The following is a 26,826-nucleotide window of genomic DNA, read 5'->3' as shown; positions in this document are numbered from 1 at the left end:
GTGCTGGAGAACTTGCCAGAGATGATGTTGTCCTGGTGTTCCTGGTAGAGCGGCTTCATGATCTTCTTCATCTTTTCGGCGAGTTCCGTTGCGCGGATCTTGGCCGGGTTGGAGAGACGGTCCATCATGTTGGTGATGCCGCCGTGCTTCAGGGCTTCGGAAATGGTTTCCCAGCCGTACTGGAGCAGCTTGACCGCGTAAGCCGGTTCAACGCCGAATTCCTTCACCATCTTGTCGTAGCAAAGGATGGTGCCGGTCTGGAGCATACCGCAAAGGATGGTCTGTTCGCCCATGAGGTCGGACTTCACTTCGGCGACGAAAGAGCTTTCGAGAACGCCCGGACGGTCGGCATGGAGGCCAGCGGCGTAAGCCTTGGCGTAGTCCCAGCCCTTACCTTCGGGGTCGTTTTCCGGGTGCACGGCGATGAGGCAGGGCATACCGAAACCGCGAACGTATTCGCTACGGACTTCGGAACCCGGGCCCTTCGGGGCGACCATGATCACCGTGATGTCCTTGCGGATTTCCTGGCCTTCTTCAACGATGTTGAAGCCGTGGCTGTAAGAGAGGGCGGCGCCCTTCTTCATGAGCTTCATGATGGCCGGAATCACGTTGTGGTGCTGCTTATCCGGTGTGAGGTTGCAAACGAGGTCTGCATCCGGAATCATTTCTTCGTAGGTACCGACCTTGAAGCCGTTTTCAGTAGCGTTCTTCCAGGACTGGCGCTTCTGTTCGATGGCTTCCTTGCGGAGCGTGTAAGAGACGTCGAGGCCGCTATCGCGCAGGTCAAGACCCTGATGGAGACCCTGGGCACCGCAACCGACGAACACGATCTTCTTGCCCTTGAGGGCTTCAACACCACGGCTGAATTCAGAATGTTCCATGAAACGGCAGTGGCCAATTTCTTCGAGTTGGCGACGCATAGGGATAGAATTGAAATAATTCATTTTTTGAACCTCTGTTAAATAAAATTGTTCCGAGGGGAAAGATAGCATTTTAGACGAGAGACGAGAGACGAGAGACGAGAGAAGTGGTCAGTAAACAGTGGTTCGTGGTTAGGAAATGAGGTATGAGGCGTGAGGTCGGTCGCTGTAGGCTCCCTTTGAGGCATGAGCAACATTGAATACATCATCCTAAGCGAAGTTCCAAGGTCCCTGAGCCTGTCGAAGGGCCGCGTCTTCCATCACCCCCTCTGCGGGCGCTCAATCGCCGCCCCGCAACGCTCCGGCTAGTCCTTTACACAACGAACCGAAGTTCCCACATCCTTGCGGGTAGGCAAATCTACGTACGCTTCGTCTTCGTAGTTTTTCACGCACGCATTATACGCCCAGTCACGATCAGTACTCTCCGTAGAACTCCAGAATTCCGCAAAGTGGCTTGCATCGTGGAATCCTTCACGGTCCTCCCAACCGACAGGCAAAGCGCAAAAACCAAACTCATCCGTACCATTCCCGCTGAAAAAATAGTTACCCGAATTGATAACAAACCAGCCACTCTGCGATTTGAGAGCCTTGCCCGCAGTAGATTGATATTGACCGCCCACCGACAAAAACAGGGTATTCCACTCCGCTTGAGTTGGCAGGTGCCAATCCGGCGGGCAAACACCCTGTACCTTTGCAGGCAGGTTACAGTTCTTGCCATAGCCGCACTCCTGCGGGTTTTCCGCATCATTCGCCAACTTCACCGAATCAATTGCTGCCGCCCAAGTGTAAAGGCGCCCAGCCACGTCGCAGTTCCTGGGCTCATTATCGTAGCACCAGGACCATTCGTATTTTGCATCGCCGGAACCTCCCTGACCAGGGTCAAAGTTCAAGTTTTCCGCCATCCATACCTGATCACCGATAGTCACCATCTTGTAAACCTTGCCGTCGCGAGAGTCTATTATAGTATCATACTCTATTTCCGGATTCAAGTAAGTTTCTTTGGGCTCGTTCCAATCAAAGTCGTTCAAAGAGCTTGAAGACAACTCACTTACACTGCTAGAACTTGATTCAGTTTCACTAGAGCTAGACCGCACATTAGTAGAGCTGCTGCTGGACGACTGCGAATTCTCATCAGAAGACGAAGACTTCGCCTTTTCACTACTGGATGAAGCCTCTTCGGCTGGTTCGGCAGGCTCACCAGCCTTGCCACTACTCGAAGAAGACGATTCAACAGCCGGTTCATCATTCTGCCCAGCAGACGCTGAAGAACTGTCATCGCACCCGACAACAGCAAACGCCACTATCAGCATGGATCCTATCGCCGCCTTGCGGCTCCAGGATGACAGATCAAGATACTTCTTCATAAACGCCTCCAAACAATGTTTTTCTAAAGAGAATGTAATTTATTTTCACCCAAAAAAGCAAAACAAGCCCAAAGCATCAACACAAAAGCCGCCCGCACATCACGGACGGCCAAATTGTTGGCCAAAAAACTATGCCACTGTTTTTAGCAACTCCCTGCCGATACGGCGCAGTTCTTCGTCAATGAGTTTTTTCCTTGCCGAAGAAGGTTTCTTCGTTCCGTTTACGTATGCGGCGAACAGGGGCTGAGGGATTCCCAATCGGCGGGCAAACGCCGAGGCGTTCAATTCAGGGAACAGCCAGAACACACGTCCAATGGGGTTCGTCTTTTTCGGCGAAAAGAATCCCGAAAGCTCCAGGCCCTCGTCGAGATCATCAAACCACACGCCATCGCAATCAACGCGGCAATTTTCCAACTGTTTTCGCGTAGCCTTCCGCAGCGGTTCGTAATCTCGGATGAGTTCCCGGCCAATCCGACCGTCTTTCAGTTCCACGCAAACAGCGTCCTTTTCTACCCAAAGCCTTTTTACGTCTTTTTCAGTAATCTCGTTCATAAAGAGATTCCACCCCTTTCAAATATCTTTAGCATAATCAATGCTAGGTTATTATTTAATAACCGTCAATAGGCTGTTTTTTTTAAAGGGAGATGCCGCCGTGCAATCAGTCCTTTACGCAACGAACCGAGAAGGCGTTGTACTTGTATCTGTTGAGCTGGGATGCACTATCAAGGCTGTGGTACAGGTTCATGAAGCTGGCGTAGTTGCCATCGTTCGCAGTGGCACTCCAGAAGTAGGCGCCGTAGCCATTGTCGATGAAGTAACCATCGTTGTTCCTTAAGCCAGCAGGGAGCGCAGAAAAGCCCCCGCCATCCGTACCGTTGCCATTATTGTACCAACCTGTCTTTGACTTGAGGATTTTGCCCGCTGTCGAGTCTCCGCCCACTTCGGTAACCAGTGTATTCCATTCGATGTTGGTCGGCAAGTGCCAGCCCGGCGGACAAATTCCATACACCGTATCGGGCAAAATACAGGCCTTGCCGTAGCCGCAGTCCATGCCCTTGCCTCCGTTATATAGCGCAACAGAGTCTATCGCTGCCGCCCAGGTGTAAAGGCGACCGTACTTGGTGCAGTTAGTGTCGTTGTCGTTGTAACAGTAGCTGTTCGTCGCTTCGTAATTCAGATTCTGAGCCATCCACACCTGGTCGACAATTTCAATAACCTTATATACCTGGCCATCGCGTTCATCGAGAATTTCGCCATATCTCCCCACTTCAAGAAATTCCTGATTCAGGTATTCTGTCGAGAAGCAGCTGTATTCGGAACAGTCGTATGTTCCCAATGGCATGACCTTCGCTTCGGCGTATTTTTTCGGCATTTCACTTGAACTTGACGAATCACCCGACTTTAGCGAACTCGACGAAACTTCATTCACACTACTGCTAGACAAATCCTTCTCGCTGGAGCTTGACTCGGCACTGGACGACGAGTTTGCAGATGACGAAGACTTTTCCTCGCCCGCAGAGCTACTGCTCAACTTATCCTTCTCGCTGGATCTCGACGTGGCACTGGATGACGATTTCGCAGAAGAAGAATTCTGGACAACACTGGAAGAAGACGGTTCGTCTTCGTTCGGGGCGACACTGCTACTGTCGTCGTCACCACACGCCGAGAGTAAAAGCATCAACATACAGATTGCCACCACCATACTTCGCTTGTGGCAGGCTCCCATCGTATTCGTAATGACGTTTCGCATAAAGGCTCCCCAATGATTTGGTTTATTCTATAGAAATATAATCTTTCCTAATCCACTTGTCCAGAAAAGCTAACCCCAAATTTTCTTGGACGACATTATTCTTATCAATTTTGCAATTATTTCTGCATTTTTCATGTGAATAACGAAAGCAGTCTAAAGCCAGGGTTAAAAAAAATCAAGACACGATTTGACATTTTGTAGGCTTGTTTTTAATTTTCAATAAGAACAAAGAAGGAAGGAGATTTCATTATGTTTTTTAGCATTTTGAAGAAAACAGCCGATGTATCCATTCTTGCCGCAGCATTAATATTTCTCGCCTGCGGTAGCGACAGCAGTTCTAACGCAACCAGCGCCACCGATGCACGTTCTTCATCTGGTGGAGAACTCTCCGACAGCAGCAACGTCGCAAACAGTTCCCCTAGCGAAGGAAATTTCACCAATAGTGAAGCTAAATCGTCCTCATCGGCAGTCTCTTACACAAAACTGGCTTGGGAATTCATGAATCCCGACATCGACTATATTGAATTTACCGATGAAAGAGACGGCCAGGTTTACAGAGCGGTCGTTATCGGCGAACAAACCTGGATGGCCCAAAATCTAAGTTATAATCGGTTTGCGGAATATGCGCACAACCACTGTGCGAAGGCATCAATTCCAGACTCTTGCGGGAAATACGGTATTTTTTACGATTTTACATACAGGAACGAGGTCTGTCCAAGCGGGTGGCACCTACCAAGTTCAAACGAGTGGAACACACTCATTGATTTGGCTGGCGGCAGTTACAAAGCTCAAAAGAAACTTAGAACAACAACCGGTTGGCCAAACGATAGTTCAGACGAAGACGAAGGAAACGGAAGCGATGAATTCGGCTTTTCTGCATATCCTACAGGTTTCAAGGTATATTCCGGTATCTCAAGCTTCGGCAAAAGGGCTACTTTCTGGACAAGTTCATTTGGTGGGATCGGTCCTATGATTGCAGAATCGGAATACGGTTATTTCAGGACTGACCAAATCGCCACCCAAAGCACCGATGCACACGCAATCCGTTGCATAAAGGATTCTGTCGAAACTGAATTGAGTGCCGAATAGCATATATATTTTTAAAGCTATGGAACTGACAGAAACATTAGCCTTACCTATTGGAACAGTTGCACTTGTTATCATTTTTGCAATAATTCCATTTATATTAGGCATTTTTGTCAACATTTTCACTAAGTTCCGCAAGGCGTTTCGTATTACAGGACGTGTCGTTTCAATTCTGTTGGCCATTTTTATTGCGGTAGGTTATTCTGTCGGAATAGCGTATTCCATAGAAATTCCAATTGACGCATGGCCGTTCTATATTTATGCATGTTGTTTTTGCGGACTAACTATGGGATTCCTTCCTTTATCCACTTTCTACTTTACCACATGCAAAAAGTCAAAAAAGCGACGGGCCTGTTATCTCGCCATTTCGTTTATAGCATTCTCCTTAATCTTTTCGGGATATGTTGTCTTATACAATCGAGCTTATGGAAAAATCGCTTATCAAACGGAACGACTAGAGTTGTCCATAAAAGATTTTTATACAGACCATCCTGAGGCTGATAAAAATAGTGAAATCAACGTGTTGGCATCTTTTTTTGATGGCGGTGAATGGCTGACGGCGAATATGTCCGTATATAGAGATTCTGTTGTTCTAAAGACAATAGAACATAATTATATTGGTAATGGTAAATCAAAAACGGATTCATGTTATCGCAATGACTTACCGCTAAATTTGGTTCAGGATATTATTGATGAAATCATCTATTACAAGCCAGAGGTTGAATACAGCCAGTCTGCTGATGTGTGCATTCATCCGTCAGTAACTATTGAACTTGCCGACAATAAAAACGCCAAAATGGTGAAATTATACCTTCCAGACCTTGACGGCTTTCATCCCAATGCACAGCGTTTAGCAAAAAAGATTAACAATCTTATAGAAGATTCAAAAATCGACCCTACAAAAGGCTGTCGCAACGATTAATTCCATGCTCCAGTTTTTCGATGTCACAAAGGAATCTCCGTGGTTGCCGCAGGTCAAGGCATTGTATGAATCGGCGTTCCCGGCAAACGAGCGGATTCCGATGAAGCAATTGCTCGACAACAAAATCAAACGGGAATTCTGGGCGTTTTTCGAAAAGGAAGATGGCGAGAACGGCGCCGCCCCTAAGTTCTGCGGGTTTTCAAATTCCATCTCACATGGCGACATCACGAACATCGTCTATTTTGCGGTTGTACCTGAATTGCGCTGCCGTGGGTACGGTTCGCAAATTTTGCAGGCCATCCGCGAAAAACATCCAGACTCTCGCATCGTCGTCGATATCGAAGTCGAAGAAGATTCCAAAGACGCCGAGGAACTTGAGCGCCGGAACCGCCGCCGCGACTTTTACCAGCGCAACGGCTTTGGCGCCGCACCCGTCGAATACCACTGGCAGGGTGAACATTACCGCCTACTCAGCGCAGGTGGCACCGTCACCGACAAAGAATTCCGCAATTTCTGGAAAGAAATTCTCAAGGACATTCCCGGCGCAAAGTATCCGTAATTTATTATCTTATAGGTGTTCATTATGAGCAGAGGTAAAACTTAAGGGTACTGTATAGGATGTCTTTCTTGAAGTTGTTTTCGGCCTTATTCTTGGAAATGATATTAGCTCTTTTGCTGGTATCGTTTTCGGCGTGTGGAGACGACGATAGTTCTTCTGAAGAAGACATCATCCCAGAAGAAAATGCTCCAGACGATTCAACGGCTGTGGATTCCACTGGCATCGATTCACTTAACATTGATTCACTTGGCATCGATTCTCTTGACACCGATTCTGTGTTGACGGAGAAGGAATACGAAGGCTTTATTTATATTCGCTCAAAAGGAAAGACGACTGTTCTCGGAACGGCATCGAAAACGGCGAAAATCGATGAACAACCGGCCATGAAGGTTGTTTTCGACTATAATTTCTACGTCGGGGTCCACGAGGTGACGCAAGGCGAATTTGGAAAATTGATGAATCGTTCCTTCAAGAAGGATTCTTCTGATTATCCGCAAGCAAATATAACGTTTTATGATGCGGTCCTATATGCGAATGCTTTGAGCAAAAAACATAAAATGGATACGGTCTATACTTATAGCAGAGCACAATTTGCCGAAGACAAGTCGTGCGAAAATCTTGTCGGATTTAAGACAAATTATGATGTTTTGGGTTTCCGCTTGCCAACCGAAGCCGAATGGATGTTTGTCGCCAATACCCGTTCTGACGATATCAACAGAAGCATCAAGGAATGGGTGAATGATTGGAAGGGCCTTTTTGCCGATACAACTATTGAAAACTTCGTTGGAGCGGCGGGTGCCAACGGAATGAACGAGAAAATTCTCAAGGGAAGTTCGTTTGTAGAGAAAAATGTCCCGCTTTATGCTCGTGGAGATTTTTATACAGTAACGCCCCTTTCAAAGGCGGAATATGTAGGCTTTCGTCTAGTTTTGGGAAAGATTGAAAATGCAATTTGGTTCAATCCTTCAAGCGGTGCGGTGACTTCGGTCATTACTCCGTTAATCTTGGCGGAAAATGTTCGCAGCTTGTTTGGAACGTATCAGGCTAAGCTCGTTTTCCGAAATGACGAAACAGGCAATCTCGCCTACATCAATTATTCGAATGCGGCTAATACCGTTGTTGAAATACGGGACGATATCGATTCGTACCATCCCGATATTTCTCCTGACGGCAAATATGTTGCATTCTGTACGGGGCTTGAAGGTGTCGCAGGCGAGTCGTCGGTGTATGTTCGAGAATTGAACGAGTCCGGCTCGGGACTTGTCAAGTTGAATGTAGAAGGGGCTGCAATCCCGCGTTGGCGAGTCTTGGATAACGGCGATACTGTGATTGTATTTGTTACAAATCCGGGAATAAACAAGTCCGAATCGAATTGGGAAAAATATAGTACGTGGTATGTTCCATTTAATAATGGAAAATTTGGAACGCCGAAGAAACTGCTCAAGGGGAGCTTTCATGGAGGGATTTCTTTTGGAAGAGGATTTGCGGTGACAGGGTCGTCTTTGCTGCGCGCAACACGGTTCACGAACAAATCACAAAATAATGAGTTATGGTATAATGGAGAACAGGCCTGCAATGTATCGCTTTCAATGGATGGCAGTAATAGAACACTGTTCCTTGACTTTGCAGGAAATACTGGTGCAACATTTGTGGGTAAGAAATATTCCGTACATGAAATGTTGCTTATTGCAGACAGTACCGGAGAATTGGTACAATCTATAAAATCGCCGAAAGGCTATTCGTTTGATCACACGGAATGGGTCTCCGATAAAAATTTGGTGGTTGCAACGCTTTCCAATGTCAACGGCGCTCACCAGAAAATAGCCCTAGTGAATGTTGAATCTGATAAAATTATGGAACTTGTAGAAGGTTCAGAACTTTGGCACCCTTGCATATGGGTGAAGTCGAAGAAAAAGGTGACGCAAGAAAGTTCTTCTTCTAAATCTGTTGAATCGTCTTCATCTAGTGCAATTGCCGAAAAGTTTTCTTCTAGCGAAGAAAGTTCTTCAAGTAAATTGACCGGAAATTCGTCAGAAACTTCGTCATCTAGTGAAGAAAGTTCTTCGAGTGGACCGGCTAGTATTTCGTCGGAAGCGTCATCGTCAAGTGAAAACAGCTCTTCGAGCGAAACACCAAAGAGTTCTTCTTCGAGTATAAGCATTACGACTTCATCGTCGGTTGCCGTTCCGTTAATTCTTGATCCAGATAGCGCAGGAATGTACCTGAACTCCAGTTATTGGACTGCAGGAAACGGCCTGATGCGAAACAATATGGAACTTCTGTGGAATTACCATGACCAGGCGAATGTCGTTGTGCTTGGGTCTTCTCGGCCTCTAGATGGCATAGTTCCTAAGCAGTTTAGTGAAAAGTTCTTTGTCCTGAATTTGGCGCGGACGCCAAGCGGTATTTATGAGTCCAAATTCTACCTCGACCATTATGTTTATCCGCATGTCAAGAATTTGCGCTATATTATTTTGTCGCTAGATTACGATTTGTGGCGCTGGGAGCCGCAATCGGACCATAATTTCTTTTATTCGGACTACAAGAAGTTTCTGGGTTATGTCTATGACAAAAATCATGAATATTGGGCGGCAGGAATGCCAGAAGAACTCGCTGAACTGACCGAAGATGGGTATAGCGACCAAAATGGGGAGGCCTTGAGGGAAAACATGGGTTATTGGTCGGTAGGAGCTTGCAAAGGATGGGGAACCAATATCTGTAACTATGATTCGACTTTGCTTACTTCGGAAAGTATTGAAATGGCGATGGATACTCTTGTCGACCTCGTTGAAACGGCGGGTAAACGGAATATATATGTCATCGGAATTATTTTCCCCATGAGTCCGAATTATAAGAAAACAGGTCTCTTTGCCTGTTATGGGGCCCGCCGGAGTGTGGGCGATTCTTTGACGAAGGTCTTGTCCGGAATGCATGAAAAGTATCCACATTTTATTGTGATGGACGAAAACAAGATGGGCAATCATGATTATTCGAATAGTATGGCCGAAGATCAACAACACCTTTGCCCAGTTGGAGCACAGCAGATGACGCACCGCGTCGATTCGCTCCTAATGACGCTCGAAAGCAATTTCCCTTGACCAAATACCAAATTCCATTGAAAAAAGTGCGTTTTAATCCTTAAAAGTGGGTTGGAACATTCCCGGCGCGAAGTATCCGTAATTATATTATCTTATATGTATGCTTTATGAGCCCAAGAAAAACAAATGTCTAACTGTAGGAAATGGATTGATGTTAAATATTAAAATTATTCTGACTGCAAGCATTTGTTTTATGCTTTGTGCTTGTTTTACGGGTGAACGGATTACCTATACGAGTGGAATGTGCAGTGAGGATTTCCCTTTTGCATATCCTTGTCGACTGGATTCAAGTGTTGTTCGGAAAATTGCGGAAGCATCGGGCAGAAAGAACGTTTGCGACGACTCTGTTTTTTGTAATACGAAGGACACTTCTTATGTTCATTATGTGTCCCGTATTAGTGAATCGCCACATTGTATCGAAGAATGGAATTCGAAAAAAGAAAAAAAGGAAACGGATCCATTAAACTTTGTTTATGTTGATTTTGAATACGCTAAACATTCTGTTTTGGATGGATTCGTTGTTTGGCATGATTGGACGAAGGACCTTCGCAATGGAGGCGCTGGTTGTTATAATATCAAGGAGGGTGTGTTTATGGGATCGATTGATCTGTTCGATAGGGCACTCTATTTATGAGAATTTTGCTTTTTTGCACCGCCTTGCTTTTGTGTAGTTGTCATACCGCCCCTTATAATAAGACGACTTCTTCAAGCCACACTTATCTGGAAGACCCCCCTGGAACCATTCGCATCAATAAGAAGTTAGTCAACGGCCTTTGTTATCCTGATTATATGCAGGAGGAAGAAGTCCACAAGTATGCGGATATGTTTAAAAGGGACGAGGGTGATTCTGTCCATTATCGGCTTGGAAGAATCGGTGGTGACTGGCGATGTGTGTCTACAGATAGCGTGACATGCGATACATTACGTTTATTTGTTTTAAAACTTGTTCCATTTTCTCCCCCCAAAAAAATGATGACAGAACTGACGTCAAATGTTTGGCAAGTTGAACGAACGATGGAGTATGACCTGGTTAATCAAAAAATGATTTCCATAAAGGATTCTATTGATGATGACGGTATATATTTTGGTTGTGTTTACAGAGCTCGGAGCAGGCTCTAAATGGAAATTGAGCCTATCGGAAAATCCTAATCAATCAAATCATTCTGGAACCGTGACAGGTGTTCGAACGGCAAGATTTGCCGGCCTCTGAACAGCCCGCAGCCATCGTTGATAAGGTGATTGTTGATGGCCTTGAACATGTTCACGTCGATTTTCGCGAGTTCAAGCTCTTGCAATTTCACTAGGCGTTCGTAAGCCTCGTCAAAGTAGACGCACTCGCCACTCGGAATCTGGTCGTGCTTGGAGCGACGTTCTTCTTGCGACTTTTCGTAGCCAAAGTGGTTCGCTTCGCCGATTTCGGCAAAGTCGTCCATGTCCTTTGTACGCAACTGGACTTCCGTGTAGCAGCGCGCAAGATTATCATAAAATGTTATATGTAACGACTGGTAGCCCGAGCTCCTGGGCGTCGCCACCGAGTCATGGTAATACGGCCTGACAGCATCCTTGAGCAGGTCGGAATGTCCGCTGTCACTCAAGTGTTTGGAAACTTCTGCCGTGAAGCCCCGCTCTTCGAGGAATTCGGGCAAGGCGTTGGCGATTTCGTAGAGATATTTTCGTTCGACTTCGCTGCGGTCTTCGCCTTTTCTGATATGGCAAACCGGCATCGAGATGACGATGCGGTAGGCAATCAGGTCGCGGAAATTCAGTTTGCTCTTGATTTCGGCTTCGGACGGGAACGTTCCATTCTTCTTGTAGTAGTTGTAGATAAATTCAAGGATATACCCGTTGAACTTTTCTTCGGCACGGATCAACGACTTGATGCGTCCCTTGAACGTGAAGGCAAGGAAGGGATATTCCTTCGTCATGAATTTATAGAATTCTTTTATCCGTTGGGACTGCGAGGTCAAGAAGTCGTTGTGTTCGAGCAATTCGATAATCTGTATCAGAAAGTTCGAGTGCGCGAGGTCAATGCTGTTGCGCGTTCCTTTCGCGCTGTTCCTGAGGTCGTTCGAGTATTGGTGCAGAATCTTCAGCACCGTATTTCCAGAGAACAGATAGTCGTTCAAACAAATCATCTCAAGCCTCCTGAAGCCGAACTTCATATTGGGGTTTACAAGACGAAATATAAAAACGATTTATGCCCACTCCATCGGACAAAAATCTTCTAGAAACCGCTCACGAAAACGCTTTACACCAAATGAAAAACATAAAGGCCTCTTTTACATTTTCTTCATAAAAGCCCAAATTCGCCAACAAAGTCATCCTGAGAGCATTTTTTTGATTTTGCTTTAAATAACAGTCTCCGTTTCAGCGGGGATTTACTTATATTACTTTGTAGTAATACACAAACATAAAGAGGTAGGCTCTATGAAAAAAATTTTTCCCGTTTTGACGGTTGTATTCGCACTTCTCACCGGATGTGCAAAAACCATGCAATTAGATGACCCCAACCTCTATGACCAATACCTTACCAAGAGCTATAACCAACCCGTTGAGACTTGTTTCAATGCGGTAAAAGGAGCTTTTGCCGAAAAAAAGGTGGCACTGACAAAAGAAGATGCAGAAAACGGGCGAATCGTGACAGAACGTCATAATGCGCTAGTTTATGCCACATATACAGGAGTCCGCACAGGAAATATGGCCACCTATAGCGGAGGCGTGGGCCAAATAACACACCGCTACTACATTGATGTAAAGGGCGATGAAAAAACATGCACCATAAAAGTGACCAAGTACAAGGCATGGAATAATGAAAACGAAGCAACCTATGTGAAGGTTGATGATGTTTACGCTTATTATTGGGGTCCGCTGTTCAAAAGTTTCGAGAATCATTTCGATCCTGATGAAGAATAGTTGCTTGAGATCTTTCTATGCGTTTCTACGTACCTACGGATATCTACGTTGAAAAAGACTGCGTGAAGAACCACGCGCAAAATCTGCTTGCGATTGGAAAACGCGCGTTCATTATGACGGGCAGAACTTCTGCCAAGAAGAACGGTTCCTTGAACGATGTCACCGCCGTTCTGGATGCAGGCCACGTTCCGTACCAAGTTTTTGACCAGGTCGAAGAAAATCCGTCCACCGACACCGTGGGGAACGCCGCACAGCAGGCACGCGAATTCGGCGCCGATTACATCATCGGCATCGGGGGCGGTTCCGCCATCGACGCGGCAAAAGCAGCCGCATTGCTCCTTGCGAACCCGAATGTACACGCAGACAACTTGCACAAGGCACCAGAAAAGCCGCTCAACCACGTACCTGTCGTTGCCGTACCGACCACTTGCGGAACAGGTTCCGAGGCAACCCCAGTCGCCATCATCACGAACCACAAGATTCACCTGAAGAAGAGCATTCCGCACCGCATTTTCCCGGCACTTGCGCTTGTCGACGGGAAGTACCTCGCCTCGGCAAAGAAAACACTAATCATCAACACCGCGGTCGATGCGCTCTCCCACATGGTCGAAAGCATCTTGAACATCTATTCCAACGCGTTCAACCGTATGTGCCCGGAATACGGGCTCAAGCTCTGGGGAGAATTGAAGGACGCCCTCCTTTCCGATGCCCCCATTGACGAAAGCCTGTACGAAAAACTCATGCTCACCTCGACTATCGCGGGCATGTCCATCGCACACACGAGCACCACCGTACCGCACGGCATGAGTTACGACCTCACGCTCAATCAAGGCACGCCGCACGGCCCCGCCGTTGGCTACTTCCTCGCCGGCTACGTAGATGTGTGCGAGAAGAAGGTTCCCGAAGATGTCAAGCGCATCTTGACACTGTTGGGCCTCAAAAGCACCGCCGATTTCTCCGAAATGCTCGACAAACTCATCGGCAAATGCAAGGTTTCTCGCAAAATGCGCGACCAGTTCGCCGCCGCCATGAAGGTGAACCGCTCCAAGCTAGACCTCGTCCCCGGCGGAATGACCCCCGAAGAAGTCGACTCCATTTACGACAAGTCGCTAACTCTAGAATAACCACCACAACGAGCAAAGCACATAACTGCAACTATAGAGATTAAAACATGTCCCTACTCCTTGGCATCCTTTTCATTTCCCTTTTCGTGAGTGCAATCGTTCGCGGGAGTTTTTCGTACGGCAAGGCCGATTACAGTTTCCAAGAGCATCCGGTGCAATTCGTCATCGTTCTCACCTTCATTCTCGGCGTTTCGGTGTTTTGTTTCTACAGGTTCCTCGTAGATATCGAACTCATCTAGGCACATTGCATGATTCTCCGCAAGCCCGATTTTTACGATAATTTCAAGTGCATCGCCTCACGGTGCAGCGACACATGCTGCGTGGGTTGGGAAATCGATGTCGATGAAAATTCGCAAAAGGCATACCGCAAGGTGACAGGCGCTTTTGGCGACAAGTTGCGCGCCAACATCGAAAATGGACATTTCAAGCTGTTGCCCCATGACCGCTGCCCGTTTTTGGACAAGGAGAATCTCTGCGAAATTTACGCGCACCTCGGCGAAGGCGCCCTCTGCGATATTTGCCGTGAACACCCGCGATTTGTGGAAGTCTATGGAGACATCATGGAGCGTGGGCTCGGGCTCTGCTGCGAAGAAGCGGCAAGGCTTTTGCTTACAGGCAACGGGTCGCTCACCTTCACAACAGAAGAATGCAACGAACCCGAAGACGAGCTAGACGATGACGACCGCGAAATCCGCGATGAGGTGCTGTACGCCCGCGAACAGATTTTTGCAACACTCGCCGACAAAACCCTGACCTTCCAAGAAAAGCTACACAACATTTTCGGGTACTCCAACGAAAATCCATTTGCACCACTAGAGAATGCAGAAGCCTACTTGGAACTCCTCGCGAAACTGGAAAGCTACGGCCCCGCATGGGACGAGGCGCTTGCGCGCATCAAGGCGAAGGTCGATACAGTACAAGACGTTACGGCTCTCGAAGACCAGGGATTCTTCTCGGAAACCGAAAGCGAGAGACTCCTCGCCTACCTCATCTATCGCCATTACGCCAAGTGCCTCATGGAAGGGCGTGAGCAGGGCAAGCTCATGTTCGCTCTGTTCTTTTGGAACTTGGCGAGGTTCTTTACATGCGAACTCGCCGGCAGTACGGCCGCCGACGCCCAAGCCATCAAGATAAACGCTGTGAAGATGCTTTCGAAACAGCTGGAATACGCCGAAGAAATTATGGAGTTCGTCGAGAGTTCCCTGGACGAATAATCAAGCAGCAAGACGTTCTTTGTCCATCACGTGGCGGCGCCACTTACCGCTCTTCCATCGCCACCAGAAAATGACCGGCGCCGTACTGTAAACAGCCACGACCGCAATCCATGCGTAATGAGCAGGCAAATGGAAAATGTAGGCTGCCACATACAACGCACCCGAAACGCACCAGTTCATGATGGCACAGGTGAACATGACCCACACAGTATCACCCGCACCGCGAAGCGCACCCGCATACACCACAAGCAACACCTCGACAAAGATGTAGAAGGTCGCTATCCGCAGCATAAAGATGCTCATGGGGCGAGCAGCATCGAAAATCGCAATCGCCTCTGCCGAAGCCTCTGCCACATCGGGCCTGAAAATATCTGTCAACACGCCAGGCAAGAACACGAAGAAAACCCCCATAATTAGGGAATAGCCCCATCCGAGTTTGAGGCCAGAATAAGTCGAGCGGGTTGCCGCAGCGGCATCGCGTGCGCCCACGTAACGCCCCACAAGGCTCGTGGAGGCGACTTCCAGCCCCATCAACGGCACGTACGCTACCATGTCCCAATTGAACATCACCGACGAAGCCGTAGCAGCATCGGGGCCGAGCGCATGGAACATCAGGATCATAAGCTGGAACGCCGACATGTTCAAAAACATCTCGACACCGGAAGGAACCCCCTTCTGCAGGAGTTCACGGGTCAGGGGCCAGCTGAAGGCAAAAGAGGAACGTGTGTTAAAGCGACTATTGCAAGACTTCGCGAAGAACTTGGCGAACAAGATGACGGTCGAGACGAGGTTCCCGATGAGCGTCCCGTAGGCAGCCCCGGCCACGCCTAGCGCGGGTATCGGGCCCAGACCGTAAATCAGCACAAAGTTGCAGGCCACGTTCACAATCATGCCCACAAAAGCCGCCTTCATCACGATTTTGGTTTCGCCGATACCGCTGAAAAAGCACGGAGCCGCATTGCGCACCAAGTTGATGATGCCTCCGAACATCAAAATATTGAAATACGTCTTCTGGTATTCCAGCTGGTCGGCGGGCAAGTGTTCCATGCCGAAGGCGATATGCCCCAGCGGAATCGTGAGGTAAAGTAACGGTACGGAAATCAGGGAGAGGTAAACCGACTGCATAAAGACACGGGCACAGTCGGCCTTCTTTTTAGCACCGAGGCGCTGCGCAACCATTGCAGTCGTATAGCTGATGGCACCAGTAAAGAACATCGTGAGCGCAAGCTGCACCGCCCCCGCGCCAAGCGCCGCATTCATCTCGGCGGGCCCGAGCTTCGAGAGGAACAGGCGGTCGATAAAGGTCATGATGGTGTCGAAAGACATCGACAGGAGCATCGGAAGCGCCACAACAAGCACATCCTTCACATCCCCATTCTTTTTGAATTTTTTAGGGCGATAAAAGATATTCAACAAAGAATCGACCATATTGGGCGACAAATATAGAAAAAAACGCAAAAAAGGCGAGTATATCTACTATTTAGTGCACTATTGGCGTTCTCAAAAAAAGCGTTTTTGCAAAGAAAATGAGTTTTTTCGGTCGTCCATATCACACATTTTTTGAAAAAAAGACTTTCATCCTCTTTTTTTTACCAATAAAGTTTCTTAATTACAAAATAAGGTTTATATTATCTACAAAAGACCGTATAAAAAGTCACACTTAGGAGAGAAAATGCTGTACAAATGTTCAAATTTCATACTTATTTCAGCTTTGTTTTTTACGGCATCATCGTTCGCTCAACAAGCCAATGCTTATGTAGTCCCCGTCAATAATCAGCAGCCCTATCCAGCACAACCTTACAACCAAGGCTATGTTGTCCCGCAGCAGAACTACAACCAGGGCTATGTCGTCCCGCAGCAGAACTACAATCAGGGTTACGTTGTCCCGCAGCAGAACTACAACCAGGGTTACGTTGTCCCGCAGCAGAACTACAACCAAGGCTACGTTGTGCCCCAGCAAAACTACAACCAAGGCTACGTAGTCCCCCAGCAGAACTACAACCAGGGCTATGTCGCCCCACAGCAGAACTACAACCAAGCAAATTACAATCAACCATACCCACCCCCTCAACCCGAAGAGCCGAAAAAGAGTGGGCGCTCATTGCAAACCCTCAATTTTGCACTTCCAATTGAAAACGAGACATGGGAAGTCGACGATTCCGATATTGATTGGAGTTCTATCGGCTACGAATTCAACTGGAGCCGTTACAAGATTAGCGAAAACAAGCTCACTTCTGTATTCGGACTCTCCATTGGCTACGTTGCCGGAGATACAAAAGGAGAAAAAGGGAAAAGGGGACCCGACTTAGACGGTTTAGACTTCAACCTGAAATTCGGTTGGGGTATGGCTCCCCTATCGGACAACTTTGTCTTGGCTTTTCACCTCCTCATGGGATTCGACATCAAGGCACTTGAGGGAGACTACAAAAAGGTTTCCGAGACTGAAACCTACAATTACGGTGTCGTAAGCTACCCAACTGAACCCGAGCCGACATCTACTAATTTTTCGGCAACCTACATCGACGCAATACTTGGTGGCGACCTCATTGCAGCGTACCTCTTTAGCGAAGCATTTGCCGTTGTGGGTGGAATCGATGTTACAACAAACGTCCTTGGTTTGGGCGTTTACTCTTACGAATATCAAAATTCCAAAGAAAGCGAAGCGCTCAGCTATATGTTCTCTGGCATCAACATCGTCCCTCACATAGGTATCGCATTCATTTTCTAGCATAACGCGCAAATTATAACACGATTCAGCCACAACAAAGCAAAAAATGCTTTGTTGTGTTTTTTTGTTTTTTCTATCTTTACCCGCACTATGTTTTCACAGCTGACCGACTCCTTAGAATCTACCCTCAAGAACCTGCGTGGGCAGGGCAAACTCACCGAAGAAAACGTCGCCGAATCGCTGCGCGAAGTGCGCCGGGCATTCCTCGAAGCCGACGTAAACTTCAACGTGACCCGCGATTTCGTGAAGGCCGTCAAGGAAAAAGCCTTGGGTTCCGAAGTCCTGAACTCGGTGACTCCCGGTCAGCAGATTGTCAAGATTATCCACGACGAACTCGTGGCCGTGATGGGTGGCGAGACCAAGGAAATCAACCTCTCCGGCCCCGCTCCGGTCGGCATCATGATGGCAGGTCTCCAAGGTTCCGGTAAAACGACATTCGCCGGTAAAATTGCCCTCTGGATGCGCAGCAAGAAAAAACGCAAACCGCTCCTGGTGGCTGCCGACGTGTACCGCCCGGCTGCTATCAAGCAGTTGCAGGTGCTCGGCAAGTCCATCGGCATCCCCGTGTACGACGAAGGCCAGGGCAACCCGGTGGAAATCATCAAGCACGGCTACCAGTACGCCAAGGACAACGGCTTCGATCTCGTGATTTACGATACCGCAGGCCGCCTGCAGATTGACGAAGAACTGATGCAGGAACTTGAAAAGGCGAAGGACGCCGTCCACCCCGACGAAATCCTGTTCGTCGCCGACGCGATGATTGGCCAAGAAGCGGTGAACGTGGCCGAAACCTTCTGGCAGCGCCTTTCGTTTACGGGCGTCTGCCTCTCCAAGATGGACGGCGACACCCGTGGCGGTGCTGCACTCAGCATCAAGCGCATGACTGGCGTCCCCATCTGTTTCATAGGCGTTGGCGAAAAGCTCCCGGATATCGAACTGTTCCACCCCGACCGCATGGCGAGCCGCATCCTCGGCATGGGCGACGTGGTTTCCCTCGTGGAAAAAGCTCAACAGGTTATCGACGAGAAAGAAGCGAAGGACCTCAAAAAGAAAATTCTCAACAACACCTTCGACCTGAACGATTTCTTGAACCAGTTGCGTACCATCAAGAAACTTGGCCGCATCAAGGACATTCTCGGGCTCATTCCGGGTTTGAACAAGCTCCCGCTTGACCAGATTGACGAAAAGCAACTCGTCTACGTAGAAGCGATTCTCAGTTCCATGACGCCCAAAGAAAGGAAGAAACCGCAAATTCTGGACGGTAGCCGCAAGGCCCGCATTGCGAAGGGTTCAGGTACCGAAATCGGGCGTGTGAACGCGGTCCTCAAGCAGTACGAGGGCATGAAGGAAATGTTCAAGAAAGTCGGTGCCTTCGCGAAAAAACAGAACAACGGTGGAACCGTCGGCAGCAATTACACGCCGCCTAAGGTCAAAAAGAAGCGCAAATAGCCCATTTTGCTTGTAGAACAAGTTTTCCTCTTCGCAGAATCCGACCGCGAAGAGGATTTTTTCTGTTTAAATACAACCGAACTAACATAGACCGTTGGACGAAGTAGCCTTTTTATTATATATTTGTAACATTCCATCAAGGAGACTTTCTATGTCCAAACTTCATGCTTTTCGTAAGGGGCAAATTGTAGCCATATCGGCGCTTTTTGCCGCAACCTTTGGATTGTTCGGCTGCGGCGATGACTCCAGCAGCGACAGCAGTCCTTCCAAACAAACCGCGACTTGTACGGTTTCCAAGTCCTCGACCGCCGTCACCGTGAAGATGTCAAACGAAGGGGTCAACACGACCATCGTTTATGCATTCAACAAAGAAGGCAAGAAGGTTTCTGAAACCCAGATTATAACTATGCCGGATGAATCCAACGCCACGGCAAAGGCATCTTGCAAGGCTTTAGACCAAGACGAAGAAGGCGTGGAAGTCGAATTCGAAGACGGAGCCTGCACTATCACCACGACCAAAGGCCTTTCCGGTACACTGGACAAGACATACAAGGAACAGCAAGAAGCATGCGACGAGTTCGAAAGCGGCTCGGAATCTTCTGAAAAAGACTCCAAAGAAAAAGACGGGCCATCCAAAACTATTTCCAGCCTGACAAAGCTTTACTCAACCAAATGCGAAAAGTCCAACGCCAATGAAATCGTTGCCGTAAAGGACGAGAGCACCGACTACATCTGCGCAAAAATTGACTTGGCCGGTGTAGCGACCTACATGTGGGCTCCCGCCGTCGACAAGATCGACGACATGCCCAAGTGCACCAAGAAATGGGCAACGGCCAACCCCAAGCTGATTTATGCCTACGATACATCCGACGAAAAATTCTACACCTGTTCCGAAGACGAAGATTCGAAATGGGCATGGACTGCCTTGAAAGTCAGCGAGAAGAAAAAAGACAGCGAAGAAAAAGAAGGCGAAGGTGGCGAAGAAGAGGGTGATGACGAAGGCGATGATGAAGGCGACGACGAAGGTGGCAGCGAGGGCGATAGCGAAGGCGACGACGAAGGCGATGATGAAGGAGATAATTCTTCCTCTAGCTCCAAGGCCAAGTCTTCGTCCAGTGCCGCAGCCGACGACAAGTCCGTGACCTTCAAGGACGACGTTCTCTGGGATCCGTCTTATGCATCCCGCGCCCGTACCTTCTTCAACACGGTAAGCGCAGACAACTTCCTCGAAGACAACGAAGTGACAGGAGACAGCTCCGGATGGTGGTTCAAGTACCTGGATGACGCTGACTACGGAACGTCCACGGCAGTTGGCAAGTTCACGGACGCCGCTCTCAACCTGAACATCACGCTGAATTACAAGGGATGGCACCTTGAGGGCACCTCCGCAGAAGGCTATCTCGCCCCCGATCCTTATCCTTATGCAGGATTCGGTTTCAGCTGGTCGCCCAATGGAGAAGCAGAATCTGTAGACCTGTCTGACTGGGAAGGCATTTGCATGACCTATGACGCAACGGACTACTTTGAGGTAGCATTCCAGGCCGAAGGCGACGGAGGACTCTCCTATTACTACCTAGCCTCACCGACCTCATCGGCCAAGACGGTAAACATCGCATTCAGTTCGCTGATTCGTTCCGAATACGCAAAAACGACCTTATCCAAGGCTGAAGCTCTGGGGCATGCCACCAGTTTCCAGATCAAGTACACCAACGATGAAACGGAAGGCATTTCGTATTACTGCAACAGGCTGTATGGTGATACCGCAGCAAGGTGCAACTCCGCAGGCATTTCTGCCACCAATACCATCAACATTTATAAGATCGGCAAGTATGGTACCTGCGGCGGAGTAAGCACGACCCTGTAATCTCTGCTTACATCTGTAAACAGAAAATTGTAAACGTCCCCTAGCCTCTGGCTGGGGGCGTTTCTAATATTTGGGCGCATGCAAGTCAAGGACCGTTCCCTACTGAGCCTCTCGTGGCCTTTGTTCATCACCTTCGGTATCGGCACCATACAGCCGATGATGGACAGCTGGTTCCTGTCGCGCACATCCGAAACAGCGGCGGCGGGCGTGGGGGCACTCATGCCCATCCTGGGCGCCCTCTTCATGGCCATTCTGGCGTTCGCCCAGGCCGGGGCGAGCATCGCCTCCCAGTTCATCGGCGCAGAACGCCCTCGGCAAGCGGCCACCACACAGACCATGGTCCTCGTCGGGAGCCTGCTCCTCGGCATAGCCATCACGCTCGTCGTCATCCCGCTTGCCGACAACATCGTGAGCTGGATGGGACTTACCGGCGATGCCGCCCTCCACGCCCGCGACTTTTTGCACGTGGTCTCCATCGGTTTTGCATTCCGAGCACTGCAATCAACGCTCACGGCGCTTATCGCCACGCACGGGCTCACCATCTGGAACCTCTTCGGCAACATCATCACCATCATCTCGAATGCCGCGATGAACGTCGTGTTCTTGAACGGCTATCTCGGCCTCCCGAAAATGGGAGTCAAGGGAGTCGCTCTCGCGACCATGCTCTCTTGGCTCATCGCCTCGGCAATCCTTTTCCTCGTCCACCATTTCAAAATCCATCACAAAATCCGCAGCACCGACTTCATGCGTTCCCGCATCATCCTGCCCGACTGGATACGCATCGGGTTCCCTGCCGCTGTCGAACCCGTCAGTTTCCAACTTTTCCAAGTCGTGCTCACCGCCCTCGTCGTCCACTTGGGAATCACGGCCATGACAGCTCGCATTTTCAGCGCGAACTTCGCGATGATCGCCGTCATCTTCAGCGTGGGCCTCAGCAGCGGCAACCAGATTTTGGTCGCGCACCTTGTCGGGGCGCACGATTTCGCCAAAGCGAACCGACGGTTACACCAGAGCCTCATCGCCGGCAGCGCAAGCGGTCTCCTGATAGCGATAGCCGTCGCCCTGTTCGGGGAGCAGTTGCTCAGTTTCTACACGGCCGACCCCGAAGTCATCAGACTGGGCAGGCTCTGCCTTTGGTGCGACGTGGTCCTCCAGCCCTTCAAGGCGGCTAACATGGTCATCACGTCTGCACTCCGCGCCTCGGGCGATTCAAAGTTCCCCGCCATTGTGGGGTCTTCCATGATGTGGACCTGCGGCCTGGGCACAGCGCTGCTGCTCGCCTTCGTCCTGGACCTCGGTCTCGTGGGCATCTGGCTGGGCATGGCCGCCGACGAATTTTACCGTTCCATCGTCAATTATATCCGTTGGCGCGGTGGAAAATGGAAGAAATCCGGCGTCGTCTAGCGCAAGCGTCCTAGTCTCCGCACTCTAAAAAACGGCTTTTTCTGTTAAATTTCGCCAATTTCCAGCATTTCTCCAATTAGTTTATCTACAAAGAACGGAAAAATTTTACATTCCGTCCTTTACGCACAAGATTTTAATTGCTATATTTGGCCAAAAATGAACAACACCCCCGATTTTTCGGGGAAAACCCAAAAGAGGTTAAAATGGCAACCGTTATCCGTCTCGCTCGTTTCGGCAAGCGTCACAACCCCATCTACCGCGCCGTGGTTATCGACAACCGTAAGGCCCGCGACGATAGCTTTATCGAACAGGTGGGTTTCTACAACCCGAACACCAAGGTGCCCGAGATCCGCTTCGATCAGGAAAAGGTCCTGAAGTGGCTCAAGACTGGCGCTCAGCCGTCTGACACCGTCCGCAACCTCCTCAAGAAGGCCGGCATCATGGAACTCTTCCACGAAATCCGCGCTGGCCGCTCTATCGAAGGCAAGGTCGCTACTCCGCGTGCCGAAAAGGCCAAAAAGGCTAAGCTCGGTCCTAAGGCTCTCGCCAAGATCGAAGCCGAAAAGGCCGCCAAGGAAGCCGCTGCTGCTGAAGCTGCTGCCGCCGCAGCCGCTGCCGCTGAAGCCCCGGCCGAAGCTCCTGCCGAAGCATAACTTCAACTCTTTGAAAAGGTCCTGTGCCCCCGCACGGGACTTTTTTTATCTAATTACCGACCGTCTAAATCATGTCTGATTCTCCCGAATTCATCACCGTCTGCCAGCTCATGCGCACGCATGGCGTCAAGGGCCATATCAAGGCGATGCCTCTGACCCACGACATCACGCGCCACAAGAGCCTCAAGGCCGTGGCCGTGAAAAAGACGAACGGAGAAATTTTGGACCTCGAAATCGAGGAATCCAGGCAGGCCGGCAATCTCTGGCTGCTGAAGTTCAAGGGAATCGACACCCCCGAAGCAGCGAAGTTCCTGGTGAATGCCGACGTGATGATTCCGGAATCGGAAAGGCTTCCCGCACCCGAAGGCGAATACTATATCGACGACCTTGTCGGTTTCCGCGTCAAGACGGAAGACGGGCGCGAAGTCGGCGAAGTGCTCGAAGTGCAGGAACTCATGACGGTCGACGCGTTCCATATCCAGTTCGACCCGGACATGCAGCAGGAATTCAGCAAGAAATCCATCCTCGCCCCGTGGATAGACGATTGCGTCAAGGAAGTCGACGAGCAGGGCCGGTTCATTGTCTGCGATGCGGACTACCTCAAATCCCTGTGCCCGGAGGAAAGATGATTATCGATTGCATCACCATCTTTCCCGAAATGTTTGCGCCCATGAAAAGTTCCATTATGGGGCGGGCGCAAGCCAAGGGCCTGTTCGAGTTCAACACCGTCTATCTCCGCGACTTCGCCATCAACGACTACGGGCAAGTAGACGACGTGCCCTACGGGGGCGAACCGGGCATGGTGCTCCGGCCGGAACCACTGGCCAAGGCCATCCGTAGCACGGGAGTCAAGGAAGACGGCGGAAAGGTCATCTACCTTACGGCCGACGGGGTCCCCCTCACCCACGCGATTGCGCAGGAGCTTTCCAAGGAAAACCACCTGGTGCTCGTCTGCGGGCACTACAAGGGAATCGACGAGCGCATCCGGCAGTCCGAGGTCGACATGGAGATTTCCATAGGCGATTTCGTCGTGAGCGGGGGCGAACTACCCGCCATGATCCTCACGGATGCTGTCGTCCGGCTGGTGGACGGAGCCCTCGGCCACAAAGAAAGTGGCGAGACAGACTCCTTCGCCCAAGGCGTACTGGGATGGCCGGTCTACACCCGACCCGAGGAATTTGAGGGAAAAAAGGTGCCCGAAGTGCTGCTTTCGGGCCATCACAAGAACATTTCCGAGTGGAGACGCCAAGAATCGTTGAAAAGAACGCAAGAAAGGCGCCCCGACATCTTTGAAAAACTGAAAATAAATACTAAATTTGGCGACAAATAAAAAGAGGTACACACTATGTCCCTGAATATCGAAGCAATCCAGAACGAAAACGTGAAATCCGATATGCCGGATTTCCGCGCCGGCGACACTGTCACCGTTAACGTCAAGGTCATTGAAGGCACCAAGGAACGTATCCAGCCGTTCAAGGGTGTCGTTATCCAGCAGAAGAATTCTGGTATCGGCAAGACTCTCACTGTCCGCAAGATGTCCGGCTCCGTTGCCGTCGAACGCATCTTCCCGGTCAACTCTCCCCGCATTGACTCCATCGAACTCGAACGCGCCGGTAAGGTCCGCCAGGCTCGCATCTACTACATGCGCAACCTCCGCGGCAAGGCTGCACGTATCGACGAACGTCAGGCTTAATCCAGCTTGAACTTCGAAGGCGGTTATTTCCCGATGGTTACGGGGGATTCCCGACAGCAAATTATCCCGCCCACGCGGATCCACGTGAAGGCGGGCTTTGTTGTATATTCCCCCGAGACCGGCGAGCGCTCCATCATCATTTTGGATGAAGGCGAACTCACAGCAATCGACACCGCGGACGGCGACCGCAAGGTGGTGTTCAAGATGCACCCCGGCGATTTGGTCGGCGTGGCATCGCTGCTCGAACGGGAACCCTTCCACCTGACCATCGAGGCTTCCAAGGACTCCGTGGTGACCTTGATTAACGAGGACTGCATGGAATCCGAGCTTAAGACGCTCCCCGTGTGGCTCCTGGCCGTCATCAGGGCACTCTCCCGCAAGACGCGCAAACTCAAAGCCTCGCTCTACGCTCCCGCGACATCCAATTCGCTCATGAGCTTGGCTGCATATTGCAGCAACCTCCCGGAATTCACGGACATTCCCATAGACGAAATCATCCGCGAATTCGGCTGGCTCACGAAAGTCAAGGACAAGAATATTCAGGAAGACCTCAAGGCCCTCGCCCGCCGCCGTTTCTTGGAACTGAAGAAAGACGGTGCAAAGATTTTGCTCATGGTGCCAAACCCCTTCTTGCTGGAGCTTTTCGTCGACTACCAGAGATCCATCGAGCAAAGCGGTTCCTGGGAACCTTTCAAGCTCTCCATCATGCAGAAAAAACTGCTTGTCACGTTGTCCACGACAAACAAGGACATGGAAATGGATGGCCCGTCGTGGCTCTCGTTCCTTGCCGAAAGAGTCAAAGACATCAACGTGGCCGAATGGATTAGGATACAGAAGATGGGCTGGTGTACCGAAACGAGCAAGGGAATGTTCCGGGTGAATCCAGACAAAATCAACTATTACCTGACCGCACTCCGGTTCGAGACCAACATCCGGGGGGTACTGTAATGATCGTGACCGCCGGCGAATATGTCTGCCTCGAAAGCGACAAGGCCAATACCCTCTTTATCGTGAAGAGCGGCATGATTGTCGCCGAGACACAGGACCTGGGCTCGGGAGAACGCTATATCAACTTCGGGCCGGGCTCCATCATCGACGAACTCAGCCTACTCGAGGGTGCGCCCAGGCAGTACACGCTCCGGGCAGCAGAACCCAGCGAACTCATCGTCATTTCTAGGGAAACGCTCAACGACACTCTGGAACAGAAGCCATCCTGGATTGGGGCCATTCTGCAGTTCCTGTCGAAGCGGTTCCATATCGCCGAAGAGAACAAGCGGAAAAACGGACTCATCCAGTCGCTCCCGCCACTCCTGTATATTATTTCTTCGAACCTCAAGCGTTCCAACACAAACAAGCTTGAAGTCGAAGCCCTGCGCAAGGGGCTCCAGGCGCTTGCAGGGACATCGGTCGAGAACGCGAACAAGCTGCTCGAAATCCTACAAGAACTCGGGGTTCTCAAAGTCCAGGACAACGTAATCAACACGTCGAGCCTGCAAATCGTAACGATACTCTACGAGACCATCAAGTACCGCGCCCTGAACAAGAAAGTATCGCCGAACATCCTGTCCATGACAGACCAGATGATTCTTTCCACGTTCCTGAAGGTCGCCCGCGAAAGTTCTTCGCCGCGCCCGGGGGGAATTTGCACAGTCACGACAAAGCAACTCTGCGACGAAGCGAAAAAATCCATGCACGGGTTCACGCTGACCATGCGCACCATGAGCTCGCTCGTCGAACGCAAGCTGCTCTTCCCCTCGGCTACCTACGACATCCGCATGCCCATAGAGGAAATCCAGTTCTTCTATGCCGATTTTGACAAGATTCTCGATTTAGTCGAACTCAACCGCATATTCCCGCTGCTCGACAAGAAGCTGGTCAATTAGGGGCGGTGAGGGCGGCACTTCGTGCCTTTGAGGTCTACCCATAGGGCATAACAACGACTAAGCCAATAAATTGGCAAGTCTTGTATAGCTCGCAAGCTCGCTTTGAGGTATGAGGTCGCGACCTCCGGTCGCTTTGAGGTGTGAGGGAGTAGGACAAATGCGTAAGGCGAGTGCCGCGGTCAAGCTTGCTTGAACATGGCCG

26 protein-coding genes are annotated in these 26,826 nt (G+C 49.8%); 20 read left to right on the top strand and 6 right to left on the bottom strand.

The annotated features are described in order from the left end of the window. The 4 genes from ilvC to Q0Y46_RS12930 form a co-directional block, all read right to left on the bottom strand. Nucleotides 1-944 (bottom strand): ketol-acid reductoisomerase (ilvC, locus tag Q0Y46_RS12945; RefSeq protein ID WP_297947893.1); only part of this gene is annotated, 944 nt, incomplete at its 3' end. A gap of 281 nt (nucleotides 945-1,225) precedes the next feature. Further along, a complete protein-coding gene (locus Q0Y46_RS12940) occupies nucleotides 1,226-2,284 on the bottom strand; it encodes a fibrobacter succinogenes major paralogous domain-containing protein (RefSeq protein WP_297947892.1) in 1,059 nt (352 codons plus the stop codon). A 129-nt stretch (nucleotides 2,285-2,413) separates the two neighbouring features. Continuing rightward, nucleotides 2,414-2,836, bottom strand: coding sequence for a DUF2442 domain-containing protein (locus Q0Y46_RS12935; protein WP_297947890.1), 423 nt, complete (start codon nucleotides 2,834-2,836; stop codon nucleotides 2,414-2,416). Nucleotides 2,837-2,942: 106 nt separating this feature from the next. Further along, complete coding sequence (locus tag Q0Y46_RS12930; protein ID WP_297947888.1) at nucleotides 2,943-4,034, bottom strand: fibrobacter succinogenes major paralogous domain-containing protein; 1,092 nt, start codon at nucleotides 4,032-4,034, stop codon at nucleotides 2,943-2,945. Nucleotides 4,035-4,283: 249 nt separating this feature from the next. On the opposite strand from Q0Y46_RS12930, the gene Q0Y46_RS12925 reads away from it, so the two are divergent. The 6 genes from Q0Y46_RS12925 to Q0Y46_RS12900 all read left to right on the top strand — a co-directional run bounded on the left by Q0Y46_RS12925 (nucleotide 4,284) and on the right by Q0Y46_RS12900 (nucleotide 10,818). Continuing rightward, nucleotides 4,284-5,123 (top strand): FISUMP domain-containing protein, encoded by an 840-nt coding sequence (locus tag Q0Y46_RS12925; RefSeq protein WP_297947886.1) that lies wholly within the window; start codon nucleotides 4,284-4,286, stop codon nucleotides 5,121-5,123. Nucleotides 5,124-5,142: 19 nt separating this feature from the next. Further along, on the top strand, nucleotides 5,143-6,042 hold the full coding sequence (locus tag Q0Y46_RS12920; protein ID WP_297947884.1) for a hypothetical protein: 900 nt from the start codon (nucleotides 5,143-5,145) through the stop codon (nucleotides 6,040-6,042). 4 nt (nucleotides 6,043-6,046) lie between these two features. After that, a complete protein-coding gene (locus Q0Y46_RS12915; RefSeq protein ID WP_297947882.1) occupies nucleotides 6,047-6,601 on the top strand; it encodes a GNAT family N-acetyltransferase in 555 nt (184 codons plus the stop codon). 98 nt (nucleotides 6,602-6,699) lie between these two features. Then, nucleotides 6,700-9,699, top strand: a complete 3,000-nt coding sequence (locus tag Q0Y46_RS12910; RefSeq protein ID WP_297947880.1) for a TIGR02171 family protein — start codon at nucleotides 6,700-6,702, stop codon at nucleotides 9,697-9,699. A 151-nt stretch (nucleotides 9,700-9,850) separates the two neighbouring features. Continuing rightward, a complete protein-coding gene (locus Q0Y46_RS12905) occupies nucleotides 9,851-10,333 on the top strand; it encodes a hypothetical protein (RefSeq protein ID WP_297947878.1) in 483 nt (160 codons plus the stop codon). Beyond that, a complete protein-coding gene (locus Q0Y46_RS12900) occupies nucleotides 10,330-10,818 on the top strand; it encodes a hypothetical protein (protein ID WP_297947876.1) in 489 nt (162 codons plus the stop codon). Before Q0Y46_RS12905 ends, Q0Y46_RS12900 begins: the two co-directional genes overlap by 4 nt. A gap of 26 nt (nucleotides 10,819-10,844) precedes the next feature. Here Q0Y46_RS12900 and Q0Y46_RS12895 read toward each other — a convergent pair whose 3' ends face one another. Further along, nucleotides 10,845-11,834 carry a guanosine polyphosphate pyrophosphohydrolase gene (locus Q0Y46_RS12895; protein WP_295684500.1) on the bottom strand — a complete coding sequence of 330 codons (990 nt, stop codon included), beginning with the start codon at nucleotides 11,832-11,834 and terminating at the stop codon, nucleotides 10,845-10,847. 292 nt (nucleotides 11,835-12,126) lie between these two features. Between Q0Y46_RS12895 and Q0Y46_RS12890 the strand changes: the two genes are divergently transcribed. The 4 genes from Q0Y46_RS12890 to fliB are packed head-to-tail and all read left to right on the top strand — an operon-like array spanning nucleotide 12,127 to nucleotide 14,950. Further along, complete coding sequence (locus tag Q0Y46_RS12890; protein WP_297947874.1) at nucleotides 12,127-12,612, top strand: hypothetical protein; 486 nt, start codon at nucleotides 12,127-12,129, stop codon at nucleotides 12,610-12,612. Between the two features lie 17 nt (nucleotides 12,613-12,629). After that, nucleotides 12,630-13,736 (top strand): iron-containing alcohol dehydrogenase family protein, encoded by a 1,107-nt coding sequence (locus tag Q0Y46_RS12885; protein ID WP_297947873.1) that lies wholly within the window; start codon nucleotides 12,630-12,632, stop codon nucleotides 13,734-13,736. 47 nt (nucleotides 13,737-13,783) lie between these two features. Beyond that, nucleotides 13,784-13,975: a hypothetical protein gene (locus Q0Y46_RS12880; protein ID WP_297947871.1), complete on the top strand. Its 192-nt coding sequence runs from the start codon at nucleotides 13,784-13,786 to the stop codon at nucleotides 13,973-13,975. Between the two features lie 9 nt (nucleotides 13,976-13,984). Continuing rightward, a complete protein-coding gene (fliB, locus tag Q0Y46_RS12875; protein ID WP_297947869.1) occupies nucleotides 13,985-14,950 on the top strand; it encodes a flagellin lysine-N-methylase in 966 nt (321 codons plus the stop codon). On the opposite strand, the gene Q0Y46_RS12870 is transcribed toward fliB, so the two are convergent. Beyond that, the gene (locus Q0Y46_RS12870) at nucleotides 14,951-16,378 is read right to left on the bottom strand and encodes an MATE family efflux transporter (protein WP_295684514.1); all 1,428 of its coding nucleotides are present in this window, start codon (nucleotides 16,376-16,378) and stop codon (nucleotides 14,951-14,953) included. It abuts the gene before it with no gap. Between the two features lie 283 nt (nucleotides 16,379-16,661). On the opposite strand from Q0Y46_RS12870, the gene Q0Y46_RS12865 reads away from it, so the two are divergent. The 10 genes from Q0Y46_RS12865 (at nucleotide 16,662) to Q0Y46_RS12820 (ending at nucleotide 26,624) form a co-directional block, all read left to right on the top strand. After that, nucleotides 16,662-17,678, top strand: a complete 1,017-nt coding sequence (locus tag Q0Y46_RS12865; RefSeq protein ID WP_297947866.1) for a hypothetical protein — start codon at nucleotides 16,662-16,664, stop codon at nucleotides 17,676-17,678. Nucleotides 17,679-17,768: 90 nt separating this feature from the next. Then, entirely contained in the window at nucleotides 17,769-19,127 is a 1,359-nt protein-coding gene (gene ffh / locus Q0Y46_RS12860; RefSeq protein ID WP_295684521.1) for a signal recognition particle protein, read from the top strand. Nucleotides 19,128-19,278: 151 nt separating this feature from the next. After that, complete coding sequence (locus Q0Y46_RS12855) at nucleotides 19,279-20,991, top strand: hypothetical protein (RefSeq protein WP_295684524.1); 1,713 nt, start codon at nucleotides 19,279-19,281, stop codon at nucleotides 20,989-20,991. Between the two features lie 78 nt (nucleotides 20,992-21,069). Beyond that, complete coding sequence (locus Q0Y46_RS12850; RefSeq protein ID WP_295684528.1) at nucleotides 21,070-22,395, top strand: MATE family efflux transporter; 1,326 nt, start codon at nucleotides 21,070-21,072, stop codon at nucleotides 22,393-22,395. A 203-nt stretch (nucleotides 22,396-22,598) separates the two neighbouring features. Continuing rightward, entirely contained in the window at nucleotides 22,599-23,048 is a 450-nt protein-coding gene (gene rpsP, locus Q0Y46_RS12845; protein WP_297947863.1) for a 30S ribosomal protein S16, read from the top strand. A 71-nt stretch (nucleotides 23,049-23,119) separates the two neighbouring features. After that, a complete protein-coding gene (gene rimM / locus Q0Y46_RS12840) occupies nucleotides 23,120-23,677 on the top strand; it encodes a ribosome maturation factor RimM (RefSeq protein ID WP_295685567.1) in 558 nt (185 codons plus the stop codon). Next, nucleotides 23,674-24,378: a tRNA (guanosine(37)-N1)-methyltransferase TrmD gene (gene trmD / locus Q0Y46_RS12835; protein ID WP_290957438.1), complete on the top strand. Its 705-nt coding sequence runs from the start codon at nucleotides 23,674-23,676 to the stop codon at nucleotides 24,376-24,378. Before rimM ends, trmD begins: the two co-directional genes overlap by 4 nt. A gap of 15 nt (nucleotides 24,379-24,393) precedes the next feature. After that, a complete protein-coding gene (gene rplS, locus Q0Y46_RS12830) occupies nucleotides 24,394-24,741 on the top strand; it encodes a 50S ribosomal protein L19 (protein ID WP_290957436.1) in 348 nt (115 codons plus the stop codon). Between the two features lie 6 nt (nucleotides 24,742-24,747). After that, on the top strand, nucleotides 24,748-25,689 hold the full coding sequence (locus Q0Y46_RS12825) for a cyclic nucleotide-binding domain-containing protein (protein WP_297947860.1): 942 nt from the start codon (nucleotides 24,748-24,750) through the stop codon (nucleotides 25,687-25,689). Next, entirely contained in the window at nucleotides 25,689-26,624 is a 936-nt protein-coding gene (locus tag Q0Y46_RS12820) for a Crp/Fnr family transcriptional regulator (RefSeq protein WP_295685561.1), read from the top strand. The genes Q0Y46_RS12825 and Q0Y46_RS12820 overlap by 1 nt, the downstream gene beginning before the upstream one ends. Nucleotides 26,625-26,826 lie beyond the last annotated feature (202 nt).

The organism is uncultured Fibrobacter sp., from assembly GCF_947305105.1.
Lineage (GTDB): Bacteria > Fibrobacterota > Fibrobacteria > Fibrobacterales > Fibrobacteraceae > Fibrobacter.
This window is presented reverse-complemented; position numbering and strand designations above follow the sequence as displayed.